17 protein-coding genes are annotated in these 21946 nt (G+C 64.9%); 1 reads left to right on the top strand and 16 read right to left on the bottom strand.

What is annotated here, in order from left to right; genetic code table 11:
• Window positions 1-13: 13 nt before the first annotated feature.
• Window positions 14-2839 (bottom strand): preprotein translocase subunit SecA, encoded by a 2826-nt coding sequence (gene secA, locus ACTHNR_RS05745; protein ID WP_440546589.1) that lies wholly within the window; start codon window positions 2837-2839, stop codon window positions 14-16.
• Window positions 2840-3063: 224 nt separating this feature from the next.
• Here secA and ACTHNR_RS05740 point away from each other — a divergent pair, with 224 nt between their 5' ends.
• On the top strand, window positions 3064-3549 hold the full coding sequence (locus tag ACTHNR_RS05740; RefSeq protein WP_440546588.1) for a DciA family protein: 486 nt from the start codon (window positions 3064-3066) through the stop codon (window positions 3547-3549).
• Window positions 3550-3618: 69 nt separating this feature from the next.
• Here ACTHNR_RS05740 and lpxC read toward each other — a convergent pair whose 3' ends face one another.
• The 15 genes from lpxC to rsmH form a co-directional block, all read right to left on the bottom strand.
• Complete coding sequence (lpxC, locus tag ACTHNR_RS05735; RefSeq protein WP_440546587.1) at window positions 3619-4536, bottom strand: UDP-3-O-acyl-N-acetylglucosamine deacetylase; 918 nt, start codon at window positions 4534-4536, stop codon at window positions 3619-3621.
• 698 nt (window positions 4537-5234) lie between these two features.
• Window positions 5235-6437: a cell division protein FtsZ gene (gene ftsZ, locus ACTHNR_RS05730; RefSeq protein WP_440546586.1), complete on the bottom strand. Its 1203-nt coding sequence runs from the start codon at window positions 6435-6437 to the stop codon at window positions 5235-5237.
• A 149-nt stretch (window positions 6438-6586) separates the two neighbouring features.
• Window positions 6587-7819 carry a cell division protein FtsA gene (ftsA, locus tag ACTHNR_RS05725; protein ID WP_102643969.1) on the bottom strand — a complete coding sequence of 411 codons (1233 nt, stop codon included), beginning with the start codon at window positions 7817-7819 and terminating at the stop codon, window positions 6587-6589.
• A 27-nt stretch (window positions 7820-7846) separates the two neighbouring features.
• A complete protein-coding gene (locus tag ACTHNR_RS05720) occupies window positions 7847-8608 on the bottom strand; it encodes a cell division protein FtsQ/DivIB (protein ID WP_440546584.1) in 762 nt (253 codons plus the stop codon).
• 9 nt (window positions 8609-8617) lie between these two features.
• Entirely contained in the window at window positions 8618-9562 is a 945-nt protein-coding gene (locus ACTHNR_RS05715; RefSeq protein ID WP_440546583.1) for a D-alanine--D-alanine ligase, read from the bottom strand.
• A gap of 87 nt (window positions 9563-9649) precedes the next feature.
• Window positions 9650-11041, bottom strand: a complete 1392-nt coding sequence (murC, locus tag ACTHNR_RS05710; protein ID WP_440546582.1) for a UDP-N-acetylmuramate--L-alanine ligase — start codon at window positions 11039-11041, stop codon at window positions 9650-9652.
• Complete coding sequence (gene murG / locus ACTHNR_RS05705) at window positions 11038-12144, bottom strand: undecaprenyldiphospho-muramoylpentapeptide beta-N-acetylglucosaminyltransferase (RefSeq protein ID WP_440546581.1); 1107 nt, start codon at window positions 12142-12144, stop codon at window positions 11038-11040. The genes murC and murG overlap by 4 nt, the downstream gene beginning before the upstream one ends.
• The gene (gene ftsW / locus ACTHNR_RS05700) at window positions 12141-13430 is read right to left on the bottom strand and encodes a putative lipid II flippase FtsW (RefSeq protein ID WP_440546579.1); all 1290 of its coding nucleotides are present in this window, start codon (window positions 13428-13430) and stop codon (window positions 12141-12143) included. The genes murG and ftsW overlap by 4 nt, the downstream gene beginning before the upstream one ends.
• Window positions 13427-14956 carry a UDP-N-acetylmuramoyl-L-alanine--D-glutamate ligase gene (murD, locus tag ACTHNR_RS05695; protein WP_440546578.1) on the bottom strand — a complete coding sequence of 510 codons (1530 nt, stop codon included), beginning with the start codon at window positions 14954-14956 and terminating at the stop codon, window positions 13427-13429. The genes ftsW and murD overlap by 4 nt, the downstream gene beginning before the upstream one ends.
• A gap of 39 nt (window positions 14957-14995) precedes the next feature.
• Window positions 14996-16165 (bottom strand): phospho-N-acetylmuramoyl-pentapeptide-transferase, encoded by a 1170-nt coding sequence (gene mraY, locus ACTHNR_RS05690; protein WP_440546577.1) that lies wholly within the window; start codon window positions 16163-16165, stop codon window positions 14996-14998.
• Window positions 16166-16180: 15 nt separating this feature from the next.
• Window positions 16181-17638 (bottom strand): UDP-N-acetylmuramoyl-tripeptide--D-alanyl-D-alanine ligase, encoded by a 1458-nt coding sequence (locus ACTHNR_RS05685; protein ID WP_440546576.1) that lies wholly within the window; start codon window positions 17636-17638, stop codon window positions 16181-16183.
• The gene (locus tag ACTHNR_RS05680; RefSeq protein ID WP_440546575.1) at window positions 17635-19176 is read right to left on the bottom strand and encodes a UDP-N-acetylmuramoyl-L-alanyl-D-glutamate--2,6-diaminopimelate ligase; all 1542 of its coding nucleotides are present in this window, start codon (window positions 19174-19176) and stop codon (window positions 17635-17637) included. Before ACTHNR_RS05680 ends, ACTHNR_RS05685 begins: the two co-directional genes overlap by 4 nt.
• The gene (locus ACTHNR_RS05675) at window positions 19173-21044 is read right to left on the bottom strand and encodes a peptidoglycan D,D-transpeptidase FtsI family protein (RefSeq protein WP_440546574.1); all 1872 of its coding nucleotides are present in this window, start codon (window positions 21042-21044) and stop codon (window positions 19173-19175) included. Before ACTHNR_RS05675 ends, ACTHNR_RS05680 begins: the two co-directional genes overlap by 4 nt.
• On the bottom strand, window positions 21041-21445 hold the full coding sequence (ftsL, locus tag ACTHNR_RS05670; RefSeq protein ID WP_440546573.1) for a cell division protein FtsL: 405 nt from the start codon (window positions 21443-21445) through the stop codon (window positions 21041-21043). Before ftsL ends, ACTHNR_RS05675 begins: the two co-directional genes overlap by 4 nt.
• Window positions 21442-21946, bottom strand: a 505-nt coding sequence (rsmH, locus tag ACTHNR_RS05665) for a 16S rRNA (cytosine(1402)-N(4))-methyltransferase RsmH (RefSeq protein WP_440546572.1), incomplete at its 5' end; no start/stop codon positions are given. The genes ftsL and rsmH, both read right to left, overlap by 4 nt.

The raw sequence follows: 21946 nt of genomic DNA, 5'->3' as shown, positions 1-21946 counted from the left end.
GTCGCGAATCCGTTTAAGCCAGCTTACCGTGACATTGTTTGTACTTCTTGCCGCTGCCGCACGGGCAGGGGTCGTTGCGGCCGACCTTCGGCATGCCGCCCGCGGACGCCGAAACGACCGTGGCCGCATTGCCATGCGAACCATGGCTCATCGCTTGGCCCACCATATCGGCGGTCGCTTCGGCCGCCATCACCGCCGCCGGCGCCGCCGCAGCGGCGGCCTCGGCGAATTCGGCGTGACGGAATTCGACGTTTTCAAGGTGACTGCCTTGCTCCTCGTACTGTTCGGCCGCCTCTTCCAGTTGTTCCGGCGACTGAATCTGCACGTTCATGACGATGCGCGTCACTTCCGTCTTCACGATGTTGAGCAGCGTCTCGAACAGTTCGAACGCCTCGCGCTTGTACTCTTGCTTCGGATTTTGCTGCGCGTAGCCGCGCAGGTGAATCCCCTGACGCAAGTGATCGAGCGCGGCGAGATGCTCGCGCCAGCACCGATCGAGCGTCTGCAGCATCACCGAACGCTCGAACGCGCTGAAGGACTCGCGGCCCACGAGGGCAACCTTCGCTTCGTACGCTTCGTCCGCCGCGCCGAGCACGGCCTCGAGAATATCGTCTGAATCGAGGGACTGCGACTCGTTGATCATTTCCTGAACGGCGAGATCGAGCTGCCAATCCTTGCGCAGCGCTTCCTCGAGTTCCGGCGCGTTCCATTGCTCCTCGATGCTGCCGGCGGGGATGAATTCGTGCACGACGTCACTGATGACCGCGTGGCGCATCGCCGTGATCGTCTCGGTGATGTCTTGCGCTTCGAGCAAGTCGTTGCGCTGCTGGTAGATCACCTTGCGCTGATCGTTGGCGACGTCGTCGTATTCGAGCAGTTGCTTACGGATATCGAAGTTGCGTGCCTCGACCTTGCGCTGAGCCGATTCGATCGACCGCGTGACGATGCCCGCTTCGATGGCCTCACCCTCGGGCATGCGCAGGCGATCCATGATCGCGCGCACCCGGTCGCCCGCAAAGATACGCAGCAGCGGATCTTCCAGCGACAGATAAAAGCGCGACGAGCCCGGATCGCCTTGGCGGCCCGCACGGCCGCGCAGCTGGTTGTCGATACGACGCGATTCGTGGCGCTCGGTGCCGATGATATGCAACCCGCCGGCGGCCTTCACCTGATCGTGCAGCGTCTGCCATTCGTCATGCAGCGCTTGAATGCGGCGCGCCTTGTCTTCGGCCGAGATGGATTCGTCGAGCTCGAGCAGCGAAGCCTGCTTTTCGGCATTGCCGCCGAGTACGATGTCGGTGCCCCGGCCGGCCATGTTCGTTGCGATCGTGATGCGCTTGGGCCGCCCGGCCTCGGCGACGATCCCTGCTTCGCGCGCGTGCTGCTTCGCGTTAAGCACCTCGTGCGGCAGGCCGGCCTGGGTCAGCAGATTCGAAAGCAGTTCGGAGTTTTCGATCGACGTCGTCCCGACGAGCACGGGCTGGCCGCGCTCGTAGCATTCGCGAATGTCGCGGATGACCGCGTCGTAACGCTCCTTCGCCGTCTTGTAGATCTGGTCTTGCTTGTCGATCCGCTTCGGCGGGCGGTTCGTCGGAATGACGACCGTTTCGAGACCGTAGATTTCGTTGAATTCGTACGCTTCGGTATCCGCCGTGCCCGTCATGCCGGACAGCTTCGCGTACATCCGGAAGTAGTTCTGGAACGTGATCGAGGCGAGCGTTTGATTCTCGCTCTGAATCTTGGCATGTTCCTTCGCCTCGACGGCCTGATGCAGACCGTCGGACCAGCGTCGGCCAGCCATGAGGCGGCCCGTGAATTCGTCGACGATGACGACTTCGCCGTTTTGCACGACGTAGTGCTGATCGCGGAAAAACAGCGTGTGCGCCCGCAGCGCGGCATACACGTGGTGCATCAACGTGATGTTCTGCGGCGCGTACAGGCTTTCGCCCTCGGCGATGAGGCCCCACTCGGCAAGCAGCCGCTCGGCCTTCTCGTGGCCCGATTCGGTGAGGAACACCTGGCGCGCCTTTTCGTCGAGCGTGTAATCGCCCGGCTTTTCGACGCCGGTGCCGTCCGCGCGCTCTTCGCCGATCTGCCGCTCGAGCAGCGGCGGCAGTGCGTTCATGCGGACGTAGAGTTCGGTGTGATCTTCGGCCTGACCCGAGATGATGAGCGGGGTACGCGCTTCGTCGATGAGGATCGAATCGACTTCGTCGACGACGGCGAAATTCAACGAACGCTGCACGCGCGCGCCGGTCTCGTAGACCATGTTGTCGCGCAGGTAATCGAAGCCGAACTCGTTGTTCGTACCGTATGTGATATCGGCCGAATACGCCTGCTGCTTCGACTCGTGATCCATCTGAGACAGATTGATGCCGACCGACAAGCCCAGGAAGTTATAGAGCCGCCCCATCCATTCGGCGTCGCGCTGGGCGAGGTAGTCGTTCACCGTCACGACGTGAACGCCGCGCCCCGACAACGCGTTCAGGTAGGCCGCGAGCGTCGCGACGAGCGTCTTGCCCTCACCGGTGCGCATTTCCGCGATCTTGCCGTAGTGCAGCACCATCCCGCCGATCAGCTGGACGTCGAAGTGGCGCATCTTGAGCACACGGCGGCTCGCCTCGCGGCAAACGGCGAATGCTTCGGGCAGCAGCTTGTCGAGCGATTCCCCGCTGGCTACGCGCTGGCGGAATTCGTCCGTTTTCGCGCGCAGTTGGTCGTCCGTCAATTGCTCGATTTGCGGCTCGAGCGCATTGATCACCGCGACGGTCTTTTGATACTGCTTGACGAGACGCTGATTGCGGCTGCCAAAGATCTTTTGTAGAAAACCGGTGGTCATCGGGTCGAGTATGCGTCGCGGCTTCGGTCGGGCGCCCGTGCGGCCTGTTCGGCCACGGCGGATGCCCGGGTTCGGAGGGCCTCGGCGGCTTATTCCATGTGTGAATTCGAATCGCGCATTTTAGCACGCGAGCCTTAAAGTCCCGTGTCGGCAGCCTGGCCGCGCAGCCCCCGGCGGCAGCCGCACCGGCGCACGCCGGGTACTACGCCGGGTACAATCGCGCCATGAGCCGCTTTTCGTCTTTTTCGAAGTTCGCCGCCCCACGCCGGCCCCAAGCCGTGTCGGAGGTGCTCGGCCGTACCGACGCTTTCGCCGCCCTTCGGGCCGGCGTCGAGCAGATCGCCGCGCTCGAGGGCGATTTGGCGCAGCTTCTGCCCGGCTATCTGGCGACGAACGTCGAGCCGGGCTTCATCAAGGACGGCACGCTGACGCTGTTCGCGGCACATAGCGCGCTCGCGGCCCGGCTGCGGCATCTGGAGCCCCGTCTGCTCTCGGAGCTGCAGCAGCGCGGCTGGGCGGTCCGAACGCTAGCGATCAAGGTGCGGCCGCGCGCGCTCGAGGAGCCGCCCGCACCAAAGCAGGCCCGCATGACGCCGACCGGCGCGGCGGCCCTGCAAGCGCTGAGCCGCTCCTTGTCCCCCTCGCCGCTTCAAGCGGCCTTGGCGCGGATGGCGGCACGGCACGGAAAACCGGTCGACGAAAAAGAATGAGCGGCCCGAAGGCCGCTCACTGTCGATAGTCGCCAACCGCGCCCAAACGATGGGCGCGCGATCGGCCGGTCAGGCGAAAGCCGTCTGCGCGTCGTAGCCGAAACCGCGCGGCGCGTGCTCGATCTCGTCGAACGTCACCACGTCGTACGCGTCCTCGTGCGCGAGCAACTCGCGCAGCAGCGCATTGTTCAGACCATGCCCCGACTTGTATGCCGTGTACGAGGCGAGCAGCGGGTGCCCGACCACGTAGAGATCGCCGATCGCATCGAGCATCTTGTGCTTCACGAATTCGTCGTCGTAGCGCAGGCCGTCGTTGTTCAGAATGCGGTATTCGTCGAGCACGATCGCGTTGTCCATGCTGCCGCCGCGCGCCAATCCCAGCTCACGCATCATCTCGACCTCATGCGCGAAACCGAACGTGCGCGCGCGGGCGATTTCCCGCACGTAGGACGTCGTTGCGAAATCGACTTCCAGCGCCTGGCCGGTCTTGTCGACGGCCGGATGGCTAAAATCGATCGTGAATTTCAGCTTGAAACCGAAATACGGATCGAGGCGGGCGAATTTATCGCCGTCGCGCACTTCCACCGGCTTCTTCACTTTGATGAATTTCTTGAGCGCGTTTTGCTCTTCGATGCCGGCCGATTGCATCAGAAACACGAACGATGCCGCGCTGCCGTCCATGATCGGGATTTCCTCTGCCGTCACGTCGACGTACAAGTTATCGATCCCCAATCCGGCGCAGGCCGACATCAAATGCTCGACCGTCGACACCCGCGCGCCATCCTTTTGCAGCACGGAAGCAAGCCGCGTGTCGCCGATCGACAGCGCCGAAGCCGGAATGTCCACGGGCGTCGCCAAATCGACGCGCGAAAACACGATGCCGGTATTCGCGGCAGCGGGGCGCAACGTCAGTTCGACCTTGCGCCCGGAGTGCAAGCCGATACCGACGGTTTTAACGATCGATTTAATGGTGCGTTGCTTCAACATGGTTCCGTTCGATTGCTTTTCTCAATCGGCCTTTTTCAGTTCATAGCCCGCATTATACTCCATCCGACGAAACCGGTCGTTTCAGCGGACGTATCAATCTGTTTCCTCCAATTACCGCAAATGATGAAGCGAGGCCGGCGGCTTGGAACGGAGGCATTCCAAGCCGCCGGCCGTAACGGACGGTCACAAAAGACACGCGCGCCCACGTTGCCGGCACGCAACGCCGCTTCGCTCGATTGCGCGAGCGCCGCCGCGTCGCAACAGCTCACCCGCAAGCGACGCATATCGCTTGCCCGGTTTTCGAGCGTCGCCTTCCCCCGCGGCATCTTGCCCGCGATGCCCCGGAGATCGTTTGCCAGCGCGCCGCCGCGTTCGAAAATCAGTGCCGATGCGCAGTTGCCGATCGGCCCGATCGAACGCCCCGCATGGCGCTTATCGGCTCGCTCGCTGCCAAATTCGCCTGTCGCAGACCAACGCGATCGCGTGCACGCGTGCTGCCGCCCTCGCACGCGCCGCGCCGCCCGGTCTGGGACGCGCCGACAGCCGATCCACGCGCCCAGCCTGCGCGCCGCGGGAACCGGCTGCGACCGCTCGTCCGACAGAACGAAGCCGTCTGACGCCGTTGCCGTTCATGTTGCCGTCCTTCGCCGGCGCGGCGCGGTGAGGCTCGTGCACGCGCGCGACGAAATTCACCGCACTCAGTCGGCCTGCTTGCGCAGGAACGCCGGAATGTCGTACGTATCGACGCCCTTTTCCTGCAGCGCCTGAACGTGCGACGCAGCCGTCTCGCGCGAATTGCGCCAGACGGCCGGGGTGTCGAACGCGCCGTAATCGGCCGTGTTCGCTTGCGAGGCCGGCGCATAGCCGTGCTGCATGACCGGCTGGTTGTCCGTGCCCGTGCGCAGCAGCGTCATCGGCGCCGGTTGCTGCTTCTTCGCCACGCCGGCAGCGGTGCGGCCGAGGCCCGTTGCGACGACCGTCACGCGCAGCGCGTCGCCCATCGCATCGTCGTAGACCGCGCCGAAGATCACCGTGGCGTCTTCCGCCGCGTAGCTCTTGATCGTGTTCATCACTTCGCGCGTTTCCGACAAACGCAGCGAACGGCTCGACGTGATGTTCACGAGCACGCCGCGCGCACCCGACAAATCGACGCCTTCCAGCAGCGGGCTCGCCACGGCTTGTTCGGCCGCGAGGCGGGCGCGATCGACGCCGGCCACGGTGGCCGTGCCCATCATCGCCTTGCCCTGCTCGCCCATCACCGTCTTCACGTCTTCGAAGTCGACGTTCACCAGACCGTCGACGTTGATGATTTCGGCGATGCCGGCAACCGCGTTGTTGAGCACATCGTCCGCGCACTGGAAGCACTTATCCATCTCGGCGTCATCGCCCATCACCTCGAACAGCTTGTCGTTCAGAACGACGATCAGCGAGTCGACGTGATCCTCCAGTTGCTGCGAACCAGCTTCAGCCACGCGCATGCGCTTGCCGCCTTCGAATTCGAAAGGCTTGCTCACGACGCCCACGGTCAGAATGCCCATCTCCTTGGCGATTTGCGCGACCACCGGCGCCGCGCCCGTGCCCGTGCCGCCGCCCATGCCGGCCGTGATGAAGACCATGTGCGCGCCACGCAATGCATCGGCGATCCGCTCGCGCGCTTCTTCGGCCGCCGCACGTCCCATCTCGGGCTTCGCGCCCGCGCCGAGCCCGGTGCTGCCGAGCTGAATCACGTTCGGCGCGCGCGAACGCGAGAGCGCCTGCGCATCGGTGTTCATGACGACGAAATCGACGCCCTGCACCCCTTTGCTGATCATGTGCGCGACGGCATTGCCGCCTGCACCGCCAACGCCCACCACCTTGATGATGGTGCCGTTGGTTTCCGTTTCCAACATCTGGAATTCCATATTGCCTCCGCAAAGAAAAAAATCCCGCTCATCGGCGTTATTCGGCGAAGGGCCGGGCAACCCTTCGTCGCGCGCGAGCCGCCGACACCCGCGCTTTCACCGCCTGCCGAATGCGCATCTCATCGATGCGCGCCCCGGCTTACTCAAAATCAAAAATTGCCTAAGAACCAGTCCTTCATGCGCGAGAAGACCTGCCCCATCGAACCCGCCTGCACGGCGACCTTGCGGCCGCGCATGCGCTGCGACGACCCTTCGACGAGCAGCCCCATCGCCGTCGAATAGCGCGGATTGCGCACGACATCGGCTAGGCCTCCCGCGTATTCCGGCACGCCGATGCGCACCGGCTTCAAGAAAATGTCTTCGCCGAGCTCGACCATGCCCGGCATCATCGAAGCACCGCCCGTCAGAACGATGCCGGAGCTCAAGAGTTCCTCATAACCCGATTCGCGGACGACTTGATGCACGAGCGAGAACAGTTCTTCAACGCGCGGCTCGATGACGGCCGCGAGCGCTTGACGCGACAGCGTGCGCGGCCCGCGCTCGCCAAGGCCCGGCACTTCGATCATTTCGTCGGGATCGGCGAGCGCCTGTTTCGCGATGCCGTAGCTCACCTTGATGTCCTCGGCATCCGGCGTGGGCGTGCGCAGCGCCATCGCGATGTCGCTCGTGATCTGATCGCCCGCGATCGGAATCACGGCCGTGTGACGAATCGCGCCCTCGCTGAAAATCGCGATGTCCGTCGTCCCGCCGCCGATGTCGACCAGCACGACGCCCAGTTCCTTCTCGTCCTCGGTGAGCACCGCAAGCGACGACGCCAGCGGCTGGAGGATCAAATCGTTCACCTCCAACCCGCAGCGGCGCACGCACTTGACGATGTTTTGCGCGGCCGACACGGCGCCCGTCACGATGTGCACCTTCACCTCGAGACGGATGCCGCTCATGCCGATCGGCTCGCGAACATCTTCCTGTCCGTCGATGATGAATTCCTGCGTGAGGATATGCAGCACCTGTTGATCGGTCGGAATGTTGATCGCCTTCGCTGTCTCGATCACGCGCGCAACGTCGGCCTGCGTCACTTCCTTGTCCTTGATGGCGACCATCCCGCTCGAATTGAAGCTGCGGATGTGGCTGCCGGCGATCCCCGTAAATACGTTGGTGATCTTGCAGTCGGCCATCAGTTCGGCTTCTTCGAGCGCCCGCTGAATGGACTGCACCGTGGCCTCGATGTTCACCACGACGCCTTTTTTCAGACCCTTCGATTCGCTTTGCCCAAGCCCGATCACCTCGTAGTGGCCCTCGCCGCGCAACTCGGCGACGACCGCCACGACCTTGGCCGTGCCGATGTCCAGAGCAACCAGCAGATCCTTGTAGTCTTTACTCATAGCGTGCTCATTGCGTGTGTTGTCTTGTTACTTCGCCGCGGGTTTGCCCGCGGTCGCGTTACCGATGAAGCGCATCCCCGCCGCGCGAATCGCGAAGCCGTTCGGGTAGCGCAAATCGGCGTATTCGATGTCGTCGCCCCAGCGCGCCGTCACCGCCTTCCATGCCGCCGTCAGCCGCTGGCTGCGCTCGGCGAGCGTTTGCGGATTGCGTTCGCGGCCGTATTCGATCTGCGTGCCGTTCGACAGTTTCACCGTCCACGCATAGCGCGGCGACAGCGTGACCTCATCCGGCGCCGCGCCGAGCGGCGCAAGCCATTTCCTGAAATCGAAGTAGCGTGCGACGACTTCCTTCTCCGTTCCGTTCGGCCCGTCGAACGCTGGGAGGTCTTCGTCGAGCTCGCCTTGATTCGCCGTGAAGAGTTCTCCGTCGACGCTGACGAGTTGATCGCTGCCCCAGGTGCCGAGCGGCCGGTACTCCTCGAGCGTGACGGCAAGCGCATTCGGCCACACCCGGCGCACGCTCGCGCGCCGCACCCATGGCATTTGCTCGAACGCCTGCCGCGCGCTGTCCAGATCGACCGTAAAAAAGTTGCCCTTCAAGTGGCCGACGACGCTCGCGCGCACGGTGGGTGCGTTGATGTGCTCGGTGTCGCCGCCGATCGCGATCGCGCGCAAGGCGAACGCCGGACGCTGCGTCAACCAGTACCCGCCCGCAGCCAACAACGCGAGCGCCAACAGCGCGTAAAGCGCGTTGGCGGCAAGGTTCAGTTGGCGTACGTTGTTCCACATGGCGTGTCGTCAATCCGTAAGCGTCAGCGCCAGCACGCCGACGACGAGTTCCTGATAGGCGATGCCCACCGCGCGCGCGGCCTTCGGCGGCAGCGAGTGATCGGTCATGCCGGGCGCCGTGTTCACTTCGAGGAAGTAGGCGTTGCCGCTCGCATCCAACATGAAATCGGCCCGCCCCCAGTCGGTGCAGCCAAGCACGTCGAACGCACGGCGCGAGAGCGCCTTCAGCCGCGCTTCTTCATCGGCCGGCAAGCCGCAGGGAATCAGGTACTCGGTGTCTTCGGCGATGTATTTCGCGTGGTAGTCGTAGAACTCGCCCTTCGGCACGATGCGGATGATCGGCAAGTCCAGCTCGCCCGCGATGCAGGCCGTGTACTCGCCCCCGCCCTCGATGCTCTTTTCGACGATGACGATCTTGTCGAATTTGGCGGCTTCTTCGAGTGCGGCCGGCAGTGCGTCGGCGCTCTTGACCTTGATGACGGCCACGCTCGAGCCTTCGCTCGCGGGCTTCACGAATAGCGGCAGACCGAGTTTCGCGACGATTTCCGCCGAACGTGCGGCGTAGTCGTCGCCGCGCAGCACGGCTTCGAACGGCGGCGTCGGCACGCCGAGCTGCTGCCAGACGAGCTTCGAGCGGAATTTGTCGAGGCCGAGCGCCGAGCCGAGCACGCCGCTGCCCGTATAGCGAATGCCGTAGAAATCGAGCGCGCCCTGAATTTGGCCGTTCTCGCCATAGCCGCCGTGCAGCGCGTTGAATGCGCGCACGAAGCCTTCGTCCTTGAGCGCGGAAAGCGGCCGCTCGGCCGGATCGAACGCATGCGCGTCGACGCCGGCGTCGCGAAGCGCCTTCAACACCAACGCGCCCGACTTGAGCGACACCTCGCGTTCGGCCGATTCTCCGCCGAGCAGGACGGCGACCTTGCCGAAGCGTTTCGGATCGATTTCACCGCTCATTTCAGGCTCCCGACGACATGCTGCCGAGGCAGACTCGCGTCTTCTCGGAGGGAGGCGAACGCTAGCGAACGTTGCGTGTGTTTCATTTCATACCTTCAATTCTTGAGCGAGGCGACCCGGCACCGCGCCGATCGAGCCCGCGCCCATCGTGATCACCACGTCGCCGTCGCGCACGAGCGCCGACAACGCCTGCGGCACTTCGTCGACCGTCTCGACGAACGCAGGGTCCACCTTGCCCGCGGCGCGGATGGCCCGCGCGAGCGCCTGCCCGTTGGCCGCGACGATCGGCGCTTCGCCGGCCGCGTAGATCTCCGTCAACACGAGCGCGTCGACGCTCGAGAGCACGCCGACGAAATCTTCGAAGCAGTCGCGCGTGCGCGTGTAGCGATGCGGCTGGAACGCGAGCACCAGGCGCTTGCCCGGAAATGCGCCGCGCGCGGCGGCGATCGTCGCCGCCATTTCGACGGGGTGGTGGCCGTAGTCGTCGATCAGCGTGTAGGCGCCGCCGCTCGCCACGCGCATCTCGCCATAGCGTTGAAAACGCCGGCCCACGCCCGTGAACTCGGCCAGCGCGCGCTGGATGTCGGCATCGGCAATCTCGAGTTCGGTCGCGATCGCGATCGCCGCCAGCGCGTTCTGGACGTTATGCGTGCCCGGCATGTTCAGCACGATGTCGATCGGCGCCGCGCCCTCGCGCAACGCCGTGAAATGCATCTTCCCCTCGCGCGCGAACACATTGACGGCCCGCACCTGAGCATCGGGGGCGAATCCATAGCGAATCACGGGCTTCGAGACGAACGGCAAGATCTCGCGCACGTTTGCGCAATCGACGCAAAGCACGGCGATGCCGTAAAAGGGCAGCCGGTGCGTGAACTCGATGAACGCCTGCTTCAGGCGCGCGAAGTCGTGCCCGTAAGTGTCCATGTGATCTTCGTCGATGTTCGTGACGACTTCGATCACGGGCAGCAAATTCAGGAACGAGGCATCCGATTCGTCGGCTTCCGCGACGATGAAATCGCCGGTGCCCAGGCGCGCGTTGGCTCCCGCGCTCGTCAGACGTCCGCCGATGACGAAGGTCGGATCGAGGCCGCCGGCCGCGAGCACGCTCGCAACGAGGCTCGTCGTCGTGGTCTTGCCGTGCGTGCCGGCGATTGCGATGCCTTGCTTCAAGCGCATGAGCTCGGCCAGCATCACCGCGCGCGGCACGATCGGTACGCGCTTGCGGCGCGCGGCCAGCACTTCCGGATTGTCGCTGCGCACGGCTGTCGAGACGACGACGGCATCGGCGCCTTCGATGTTGGCCGCATCGTGCCCGATCGAAATGTGCGCGCCGAGCGAGGCGAGCCGATCGGTGGATGCGCTGCGCGAGAGGTCGGAGCCGCTCACGCGGTAGCCAAGCGTGACGAGCACCTCGGCGATGCCGCTCATGCCGGCGCCGCCGACGCCGACGAAGTGAACGTGTTTGACGATATGTTTCATTGCTTTCCTCCCGGGCGCGCGAGCGCCACGGCCGCCCATACTTGCGCGACGCGATCGGTGGCTTCCGGCTTGGCGAGCAGCCGCGCGCGCTCGGCCATGTCGGCGAGCGTTTCGCGCGTCTGCGTACGCAGCCAGTCAGCGAGGTTTTCCGGCGACAAGTCGCGCTGCTGCACGAGTACGGCGGCGTTCTGCGCAGCCAGGAACTCGGCGTTGGTGGTTTGATGATCGTCGACGGCGTACGGGAACGGCACGAATAGCGCAGCAACGCCGACCGCCGCCACTTCGGCCACCGTCATCGCCCCCGAGCGGCAGATCACGAGATCGGCTTCGCCATAGGCCGCCGCCATGTCGTCGATGAAAGGCACGAGCCGCAGCGCTTCGCCCGGCTCGAACCCTGCTTGGGCGTAATTCGCGCGCAGTGCGTCGATGTGCTTCGCGCCAGCCTGGTGTATCACGTGCGGTCGCTCGTTCGGCGCAAGCAGCGCGAGGGCGCGCGGCACGCACTCGTTCAGCGCCGCGGCGCCCAAGCTGCCGCCGACGACGAGCACGCGCAGCGCTCCCGTGCGGCTCGAATAGCGCACCTTCGGCTCGGCCGCGTGACAGATTTCGTCGCGCAGCGGATTGCCGGTCCATTCGGCGCCCGGCAGGGTGTCGGGAAACGCGACCAGCACGCGCCGCGCAAGCTTGGCGAGCACTTTGTTGGCCAATCCCGCGATGGAATTTTGTTCGTGCAGCACGAGCGGGCGCCCGCTCAGCGCCGTGACGACGCCGGCCGGAAACGTGATGTAGCCGCCCATCCCCAACACCACGTCCGGCTTTACGCGCCGCAGCACGCGCAGGCTTTCCAGACACGCGCGCAGCAAATTGAGAGGAAGCGCGAGCTTCGTCTTCAGTCCTTTTCCGCGCAGCCCCCCGAACCGGACGAACTCGATCGGCACACCGTGCTTCGGCACGAGCGAGGCCTCCATGCCGGACGGATTGCCGAGCCATACGACGCGCCAGCCCCATGCGCGCATGCGATGCGCGACCGCGAGCCCCGGAAAGACATGCCCTCCGGTGCCGCCGGCCATGACCATCAGCGTGCGCTGGGGGGTCGTGCTCATATCTTCCCTCCCCGCATCAACACGCGATTCTCGTAGTCCACGCGCATCAGCACGGCGAGTGCGACGCAGTTGAGCACGATGCCCGAGCCGCCATAGCTGACGAGCGGCAGCGTCAAGCCTTTCGTCGGCAGCAGGCCGAGGTTCACGCCCATGTTGATGAAGGTTTGCGCGCCGAACCACAGGCCGATGCCTTTGGCCATCAAACCCGCGAACGTCCGATCGAGTGCAAGCGCCTGGCGGCCGATTTCGAACGAGCGGCGCACGATCCAGTAGAACAGCAGGATGACGATGAGCACGCCCACGAAACCGAATTCCTCGCCGATGACGGCAAGGATGAAGTCGGTATGGGCCTCGGGCAGGTAATTGAGCTTTTCGACGCTGCCCCCAAGCCCCACGCCAAACCACTCGCCGCGCCCGAAAGCGATCAGCGAGTGGGTGAGCTGGTAAGCCTTGCCCTGCGCATAGCGATCGTCCCACGGGTCCAGATAGGCGAAAATGCGCTCGCGCCGCCAAGGCGACGCCCAAACGAGCAGGGTGAACGTGCCTACGGCAGTCGCGACTAGGCCGCCGAACAGCTTGCCGTTGACGCCGCCCAGAAAGAGCACGCCCATCGCGATGGCCGCGACGACCATGAACGCGCCCATATCGGGCTCGAGCAGCAGCAGCGCCCCGACGACGCCGACCGCGAACCCCATCGGCAAAAACCCCTTGCCGAAACTATGCATGTGCTCTTGCTTGCGCACGGTGTAGTTCGCCGCGTAGATCGTGACGGCGAGCTTCATGATTTCCGACGGCTGCATGTTCATGAGACCGAGCGGGATCCAGCGGCGTGCGCCGTTCACGCCCTTGCCGATATGAGGAATCAGCACGACCACGAGTGCGGCGAGAGCGAGCAGGAAGAGCTTGGGCGCGTACTTGTCCCAAACCGAGATGGGAATCTTGAACGTGATGATGGCCGCCACCATCGCGACGGCGAGCGAAATAACGTGGCGCAGCAGGAACGCGTACGTGTGGTACGCCGCGTATTTCGGCGAGTCCGGCATGGCGATCGACGCCGAATAGACCATGACGACACCGAGCCCGAGCAACGCGATCACGACCCAAAGCAGCGAGTGATCGTAGTCGAGCATGCGCGAGCGCATAGGCCGCAGGCCGCTGACGGCGCTTGCGAGCCCGCCCACACCGGCGCCGGTCGAAGCCGCGCCGGCGGTTTTCGACGCCTTTCGGCCTGCCGACGATTCGCGTTGCGGCATCAGTCGGGAGCCCAGACGGTCGGTCCAACTCATAGCATCGTCCCCTTCTCGGCCGCGATGTCTTCGACGGCGCTACGGAACACGGCCGCGCGATGCGCGTAGTTGTCGAACATGTCGAGGCTGGCGCAGGCCGGCGAGAGCAACACGGCGTCGCCCGGCTGGGCGAGGGCGGAGGCAGCGCGCGTCGCCGCTTCAAGTGTCGGATGATCGACGAGCGGGACGCCGGTCTCGGCGAGCGCCTCGCGGATCAGCGGCGCGTCGCGTCCAATCAGCATCACGGCGCGGCACCAGCGTCCCGCGGGCCGCGCAAGCGGCGAAAAATCCTGTCCCTTGCCGTCGCCACCCGCGATCAGCACGACGCGCTGAGCAAGCCCGTCGAGCGCCGCGACGGTTGCACCGACGTTCGTCCCCTTGCTGTCGTCGACGTAGTCGATGCCGTCGATCGATGCGATGAGCTCGACGCGGTGCGGCTCGCCGCGATAGTCGCGCAAGCCGTGCAGCAACGGCGCCGCCGGCAACCCGATCGCTCGCGCGAGCGCGAAGGCCGCCAGCGCATTGGATGCGTTGTGCAGACCGCGGATGCGCAGCGCATCGGCGGGCATCAGGCGAGTCAGCGCCAGGTCGACCGGCGCGGCCGCTTCTTGCCGGCGACGGCGCGGGCTCGTCGTTTCATCGGACGGCTCACGCTCGCGTGCCTGGACGAGCCAGTTGATGCCGTTTTCGCGGGCGAGCCCGTAATCGCCCAACCGGGTCGGCTCGTTCATGCCGAAGGTCACGTAGGCCGGCGGCGCTTCGCCGGGCACATCGGCTTTCGGCGCGAGGGCCATCGTGCGCGCGTCGTCGCGATTGAGCACGCGCACCGTGCCCGGTCCGAAAATTCGCCCTTTCGCCGCGGCGTACGCGTCGAGGCCGCCGTGCCAGTCGAGGTGATCTTGCGTGATGTTGAGCACGGTCGCGGCGTCGGGCGCGAACGTGCGCGCCGTTTCCAGCTGGAAGCTCGAGAGTTCGAGCACCCAAATGTCGGGCAGCGCCGTGGCGTCGATCGCGTCCATGAGACGATCGAGCATTGTCGGGCTGATGTTCCCCGCGACGGCGACTTTCTTGCCGGCCCGCTCGCACAGTTGACCCGTCATGCTCGTCGTCGTGGTCTTGCCGTTGGTGCCCGTGATCGCAATCACTTTCGGTGCGTAGCCGCTCTCTCCGAGATGCGCGAGCGCCTGCGCGAAGAATTCGACCTCCCCCCATACGGGAATGCCTCGTTCTTGGGCGCTCGCGAGCAGCGGCACGAGGTCTTGCGCGAGCGGCGAAAGGCCCGGGCTCAGCGCAACGAGTTCGATGCCGCCGTCGAGCAGCGCGGGCGAGAAGGCGCCGCCGACGAACTCGGCGTCGATGCCGTGCGCGGCCACCGCGGGCAGATTCGGCGGCGCCTCGCGCGTATCGGCAACGCGCAAGCGGCACCCCTGGCGCGCACACCAGCGCGCCATCGCAAGGCCCGACTCACCGAGCCCCAGCACGAGCACCATCGGCTTTTGCCGATCCACGAACGTCTCGCCGAACATCGCTTGCTTTCCCTTATTCCCTTGTATTTGCCTTGCGCATCAGCGCAACTTCAACGTCGACAGCCCGAACAGACAGAGCATCAACGTAATGATCCAAAAGCGCACGACCACTTGAGTTTCCTTCCATCCGGAAAGCTCGAAGTGATGATGCAGCGGGGCCATCTTGAAGATTCGCCGCCCTTCGCCGTAGCGCCGCTTGGTGTACTTGAACCAGACGACCTGCAACATGACCGAAAGCGTTTCGGCCACGAAAATCCCACCCATGATGAACAGCACGATCTCTTGCCGGACGATGACGGCGATCGTGCCTAACGCCCCGCCGAGCGCCAGCGCGCCGACATCGCCCATGAACACCTGCGCCGGATGCGTGTTGTACCAGAGGAACGCGAGTCCCGCCCCGCCCATGGCCGAGCAGAAAATCAGCAACTCGCCCGCCCCCGGAATATGCGGGAACAACAGATACTTCGAATACACCGAACTGCCCATGACATAGGCGAACACACCGAGCGACGCGCCCACGAGCACGACGGGCATGATCACGAGGCCGTCGAGACCGTCGGTCAGGTTCACGGCATTGCTCGCGCCGACGATGACGAAGTAGGTCAGCGCGATGAAGCCCCACACGCCCAGCGGATAGCTGATCGACTTCAGGAACGGCAACATCAAGTCGGCACGCGCCGGCAGTCCCATCGACAGCCCGCTGCGCACCCAAGCCATGAACAGGTCGAAGACGCGCACGTTGCTCGCCTCGGACACGCTGAAGGCGAGGTACACCGCCGCGAAAAGGCCGATGACCGACTGCCAAAAATACTTTTCTCGCGACGACATGCCGCGCGGATCCTTGTAGACCACCTTGCGGTAGTCGTCGACCCAACCGATCACGCCGAAGCCGAACGTCACGAGCATGACGATCCAAATAAAGCGATTCGTCAGATCGGCCCACAGCAGCGTCGACACGGCGATGCCGATGAGGATCAGCACGCCGCCCATCGTCGGCGTGCCCGATTTGACGAGGTGCGTCTTCGGCCCGTCGGTGCGCACGGCTTGGCCGACCTTCATCTGGGTCAGCTTGCGAATCACCCACGGCCCGCAAACGAGCCCGATCACGAGCGCGGTGATGGTGGCCATCACCGCGCGAAACGTCAGATAGCTGAATACACGCAAAAAGCTTGCGTCGTTCTGCAGCCATTGCGCCAGCACCAGCAGCATGCTCGTCCTTCTCTTTCAATGCGTGTCGGGCGAGCCGCCCGGCACGTGGGGTGGTTGCGAAACGGTCAACGCGTCGACGACGCGCTCCATTCGCATGAAACGCGAGCCTTTCACGAGCAGCGTCGCGCTCGATCCGTAACTCGCTTGCAGCAGATGCGCGACCAGCGTCGAAACATCGTCGAAATGGCGTGCGACGGCGACGTTCGCATGGCCTCCGGGGGCCGCGAACGCGTCGAATGCGGTGCACGAGTCCCGCGTCGCATCGCCGAGCGCAAGAAGCGCGTCGATCCCGCGTTCGCGCGCGTAAGCGCCGACTTCGCGATGGAATTCGGGGCCGTTGTCGCCCACTTCGCCCATATCGCCCATCACGAGTACGCGGGGAGCGCCGCGGGCGGCAAGCACGTCGATCGCCGCGCGCATCGAATCCGGGTTCGCGTTATACGTGTCGTCTATAACGGTCGCGCCCGCAAGCCCGCCGACGGACGCTCGCTTCGTTTGCAACCGTCCTTTCACCGGAGAGAACGCTTCCAAACCGCGCACGATCGCATCGAGCGGCACGTTCGCGGCGATGGCCGCGGCCGTTGCGGCCAGCGCGTTGCGGGCGTTGTGTTCGCCGAGCACTTGCAGCGTCGCTTCGAATTCACCGGCGCTCGTGCGAGCGCGCAAACGGTTGCCTTCGAGCGCACCGGTCACGGCCGCGCTCATCGTCTTGCCCGCGAGCGAAGCGTCTTCGAGTGCGAAATCGACGATGCGGTTCCCTGTCGCCGCCGTGCGCCAGATGCCGGCGAACGGGTCGTCCGCGGGAAACACCGCGACGCCGTCGGCCGGCAGCGCATGAATCACGCTCGCATGTTCCAGCGCGACCGCTTCGACGGTCGCCATGAACTCTTGGTGCTCGCGCTGCGCGTTGTTGACGAGCGCGATCGTCGGCAAGGCGATTTTCGCGAGAACGTCCGTTTCGCCCGGATGGTTCATGCCGAGTTCGACGACGGCGAGCCGATGCGTTTCGTTCAAGCGCAGCAGTGTCAGCGGCAGTCCGACGTCGTTGTTGAAGTTGCCGGCCGTCGAGAGCCTCGCCGATTCACCGACCGCTTGCGCGAAAATCGTCGCGATCATCTCCTTGACCGTCGTCTTCCCATTGCTGCCCGTGACGGCGACGACCGGAATCTCGAAACGGCGACGCCAACCCCGGGCGAGCGCGCCCAGCCCTTCTCGCGTGTCGCGTACGACGAGCGCGGGCACGGCCCAACCGTCAGGCAACCGGCTGGCCATCACGGCGCTTACACCGCGAGCGGCGACATCGGCAAGGAAGTCGTGCGCATCGAAACGATCGCCTTTGAGCGCGACGAACAAGTCGCCCGGGCCTGCCGTGCGGCTATCGGTGCTGATGCGCTCGAATGTGACGGCGGACTCGCCGCGCACGGCGGCGCCGGCAATCGTGTTAGCGGCTTGGGCGAGCGAGAGCGGCGTCATTGCTCGCCTCCACGCGGGTGCGTCGCCCGCGCGGCTAGCGCGAGGCGAGCGTGATCTTGATCGGAGAACACGCGCTTTTTACCCATGATTTCCTGTGTGGCCTCGTGCCCTTTGCCGGCCAGCACGACGACGTCTTCGCGGGCCGCGCCGCGCACCGCCTGCAAGATCGCATTCGCGCGATCCTCGATACGACGCGCCTTCTCGGGGTGGGTCATGCCGGCGGCGATCTGCTCGATGATCGCGCGCGGCTCTTCGCTGCGCGGGTTATCGCTCGTGACGACGACGGCGTCGGCCAGCCGCTCGGCGATCTCGCCCATGAGTGGACGTTTGGTTGCATCGCGATCGCCGCCGCACCCGAACATGCAGACGAGCTGGCCGCCGCGCGCTTGCGCGATCGGGCGCAGCGCCGACAGGGTCTTCTCGAGCGCATCGGGCGTGTGGGCGTAGTCGACGACGACGAGGGGCTCGTCGCTCGCCAAGCGCCCCCCGAGCCGCTGCATTCGGCCGCTGACCGGCTCGAGCTTCGCGAGCTGCGCGAGCGCATCGGTCAATGGGACATCGGCCGCGAGCAACGCGCCGAGCACGCCGAGCAGGTTGCTGACATTGAATTCTCCGAGCGTGCCGACTTCGACGTCGACGACGCCCCAATCGGAGGACAAGTGGAACGCAGTCCCCGTCGCCGTCGCCCGCACGTTCGTCGCGACAAGCGCCGCATGGGCGCTCGGCGCATTGCCGGCGGCGCCGATACCGTACGCGATCGTCGGCAGACGTGGCTGCGTGCGCGCGATCAGTCGCCGGCCGGCCGCGTCGTCTCGGTTGATGACGGCCGCTTTGAGCGTCGGCCAATCGAACAGCTTGGCTTTCGCGGCCTCGTACGCCTCGAATGTCCGGTGATAGTCCAGGTGATCTTGAGTGAGATTCGTAAATACGGCGATATCGAACGCCGTCCCGTTCACGCGCCCTTGATGCAGGGCGTGAGAAGAAACCTCCATTGCAACGGCGCGCGCGCCGGCGTTTGCCAGCTGCGCAAGCGAGCGCTGGGTTTGGGGCGCGTCGGGCGTCGTGAAACCCGTGTGAACCAGATGACCCCACATTCCCGTGCCGAGCGTGCCGATCACCGCGCACGGCTGCCCGAGTGCCGTCAGCGCCGCGGCCAACCATTGCGAGCAGGACGTCTTCCCGTTCGTGCCCGTTACGCCGATCGTGCACATCGTTTCGCTCGGATTGCCGTACCAGCCGCTGGCGATTTCGCCCGCAAGCTGATCGAGCCCCGGCACGGCCAGCGAGCAAGCGGCGTCGACGCTGCCCGTCAAACCCTCGGGCTGATAGAGCACCGCACTCGCACCGCGCTCGATGGCAGCGGCCATGTACGCACGGTTATCCGCGCCGTCGACGGCATACGCCAAATACACGTCGCCGGCCGCAAGCGTGCGCGAATCGCTATGCAGGTGCGCGCCGGGCGCCGCTTGGCGGCGTAACCAATCCAGCGCCTCGGCCACTTGCTTGCGCATCGCGTCGTCGTAGTTCGGCATGTTCATCGGACCACCCCCGCACGCGCGCGCGCGTTGGCCGAGACGGCGATCTTTTGGACGGTCGAGGACGAGGGGGTGCGCGTCTTCTCGCCCGACGGCGTTGCCGCGGCGGCCACGTTTGCCGCCTTCGCTGTGTCGTCGGACACGACGAGTTGTTTGACCGGCATATCGGGCGGCACGTTGAGCGAGCGCAGCGTATCGCCGACGATGCCCGAGAACACCGGGCCTGACACATATCCGCCGAAGTGGCTGCCGACGGTCGGCTCGTCGATCGACACGGCGACGACGATGCGCGGGTTCGGCATCGGCGCCATGCCGACGAACGACGCGCGATACTTCGAATGATCGTAGCCGCGTCCCGAGTGCTTGTACGCCGTGCCGCTCTTGCCGCCGACGCGATAGCCCGGAACGGCCGCCTCGGGCGACGTACCGGCCGACGACACGACCGATTCGAGCATCGTGCGCACTTCGCGAGCCGTCGTGGGCGAGAAGATCTGCGGGCCCGTCACCGGCTGACTCGAGTCGGTTTTGAAGATCGAGACGGGCATCAGCTGGCCGTCATGCGCGATGGCCGTATACGCGCGCGCGAGCTGGAACAGCGAGACGGACAAACCGTAACCGTACGACATCGTCGCCTGCTCGATGCGGCGCCAACTCTTCCAGGGCCGCAGCCGGCCCGCGGCCGCACCGGGGAAACCTACTTTCGGCGCCTGCCCGAGCCCGATGCTCGTATACATATTCCACATCTCTTCCGGCTTGAGCGTCATCGCGATCTTCGTCGCGCCGATATTGCTCGACTTTTGAATCACGCCGCCGACGGTGAGCACGCCGAATCCGCTGTCGTCGGTGATCGTCGCGCCGTCGAGCGTGAAATGTCCATTGCCCGTATCGACCAGCGTATTGGGCGTGACGCGATGCAGGTCGAGCGCGAGCGACACCGTGAACGGCTTCATGATCGAGCCTGGCTCGAAGACGTCCGTCAGGATGCGGTTGCGCAATTGCTCGCCCGTCAGGTGCGAGCGATCGTTCGGGTTGTACGTCGGATAATTGACGAGGGCCAGGACGTTGCCGGTGCGCACGTCGACGACCATCGCCGCGCCGGCCTTGGCCTTCGACTTTTCGACGGCGGCCTTCAGGTTCGAATAGGCGATGTATTGAATCTTACTGTCGATCGAGAGCTCGACGTCCTTGCCATTGTGGGGGACGACCTGCTCGTCCACATCCTCGATGATGCGCCCCATGCGGTCCTTGATCACCCGGCGCATGCCGGGCGTGCCCGAGAGGATTTTCTGGTCGCTGAGTTCGACGCCTTCCTGCCCCTCGTCCTCGATGTTGGTGAAACCCACCAGATGCGCGGTGATTTCGCCTTCCGGGTAGAAGCGCTTGTATTCCTCGCGCTGGTAAATGCCGGGGATGTTGAGCGCAGCCACTTTCTCGGCGACGTCGATCGGCACTTGGCGCTTCACATAGACGAACGTCTTGTCTCCGGAAAGCTTCAGGTGCAGTTCCTTTTGCGTCATACCGAGCAGCTTGCCGAGCGAGGCGATCTTCGCCGGATCGACATCCTCGGGCACCGATTCGGGAATGGCCCAGATGGCGCGCACCGGCAGGCTCGTCGCCAGAACCAGGCCGTTGCGATCGAGCACCTTGCCTCGCGTGGCGGGCAACTCGATCGTGCGCTCGTAGCGGCTTTCGCCTTGCTTCTGATAGAAGGCGTTGCCGGGGCCCTGGATCCAAAACGCACGCCCGGCGAGCGCCACGAACGCCATGAACAGCAGGAACACGACGAATTTCGAGCGCCACATCGGCAATCGCACGGACAACACCGGGCTCGACGAGAACGTCACGCTCTTGTTTTTCGGCGCTTGCTTCATCGTGCGCCTCCGCGATTGGCGGAGCGGCTAGCGGGTTTGGCCGCCGTGTGCGCCGCGTTTTTGCCCGCGCGAACGACAGCGGCCGGCGCGCTTGCCGGCATAGTGGGGATCGGCGCATTCTCGGCGACGCTCGCCCCCGGAGCCAGTGTCAAGAACTGCGTTTCGCCCGTCGACGCGGGCTGCATTTTGAGCGTATCGGTGGCGAGCTGCTCGATGCGGGAAGTCTTGGAGAGCGCACTTTGCTGATACTGCAGTTGCGCGTAATCCTGCTGCAGTTGGCGCTCTTCCGATTGCGCGCGCTCGAGCTGCACGAACAGCTGTCGTTGCTGATTCGTGGCATTGACGACGGAAAGCGCGCAACCGAGAACGACGATCACCAGGAAGATGTTCAGGCGGTTCATGGCGCGACGCGCTCCGCGACGCGCATGACCGCCGAGCGAGCGCGCGGATTGGCCTCGACCTCGGCGGCGCCGGCGAAGAATCGCCCGATGATCTTCATGGGCGCGGCGGGTAGATCGACGGCGCGAATCGGCAAGCGACGATCCACCGCAGGCGCACTCGCGTGCTTCTGCATGAATCGCTTCACGATTCGATCCTCGAGCGAATGAAAGCTGATGACCACCAGCCGCCCCCCTTGCTCCAACGACGACAATGCCGCCTCTAAAACGACTTGCAGCTCCGCAAGCTCTTGATTGACGTGAATCCGTATAGCCTGAAAGGTGCGGGTGGCCGGATCCTTGCCCTTCTCACGGGTCTTGACTGCGCGAGCCACGATTTCGGCAAGCTCGCCCGTGCTTGAGAGAGGCCCAAGACGGTCGGACTCTGCCCGGCGAGCAACAAGCGCCTTTGCAATCTGAACAGCAAACCGTTCTTCCCCATAATCTCGAATGACCTCCGTCAGT

Origin of the sequence: Trinickia sp. (genome assembly GCF_051954495.1) — a bacterium.
Taxonomy (GTDB): domain Bacteria; phylum Pseudomonadota; class Gammaproteobacteria; order Burkholderiales; family Burkholderiaceae; genus Trinickia.
The sequence above is the reverse complement of the archived record's forward strand: the minus strand, read 5'-3'. Positions and strand labels throughout refer to the sequence as shown.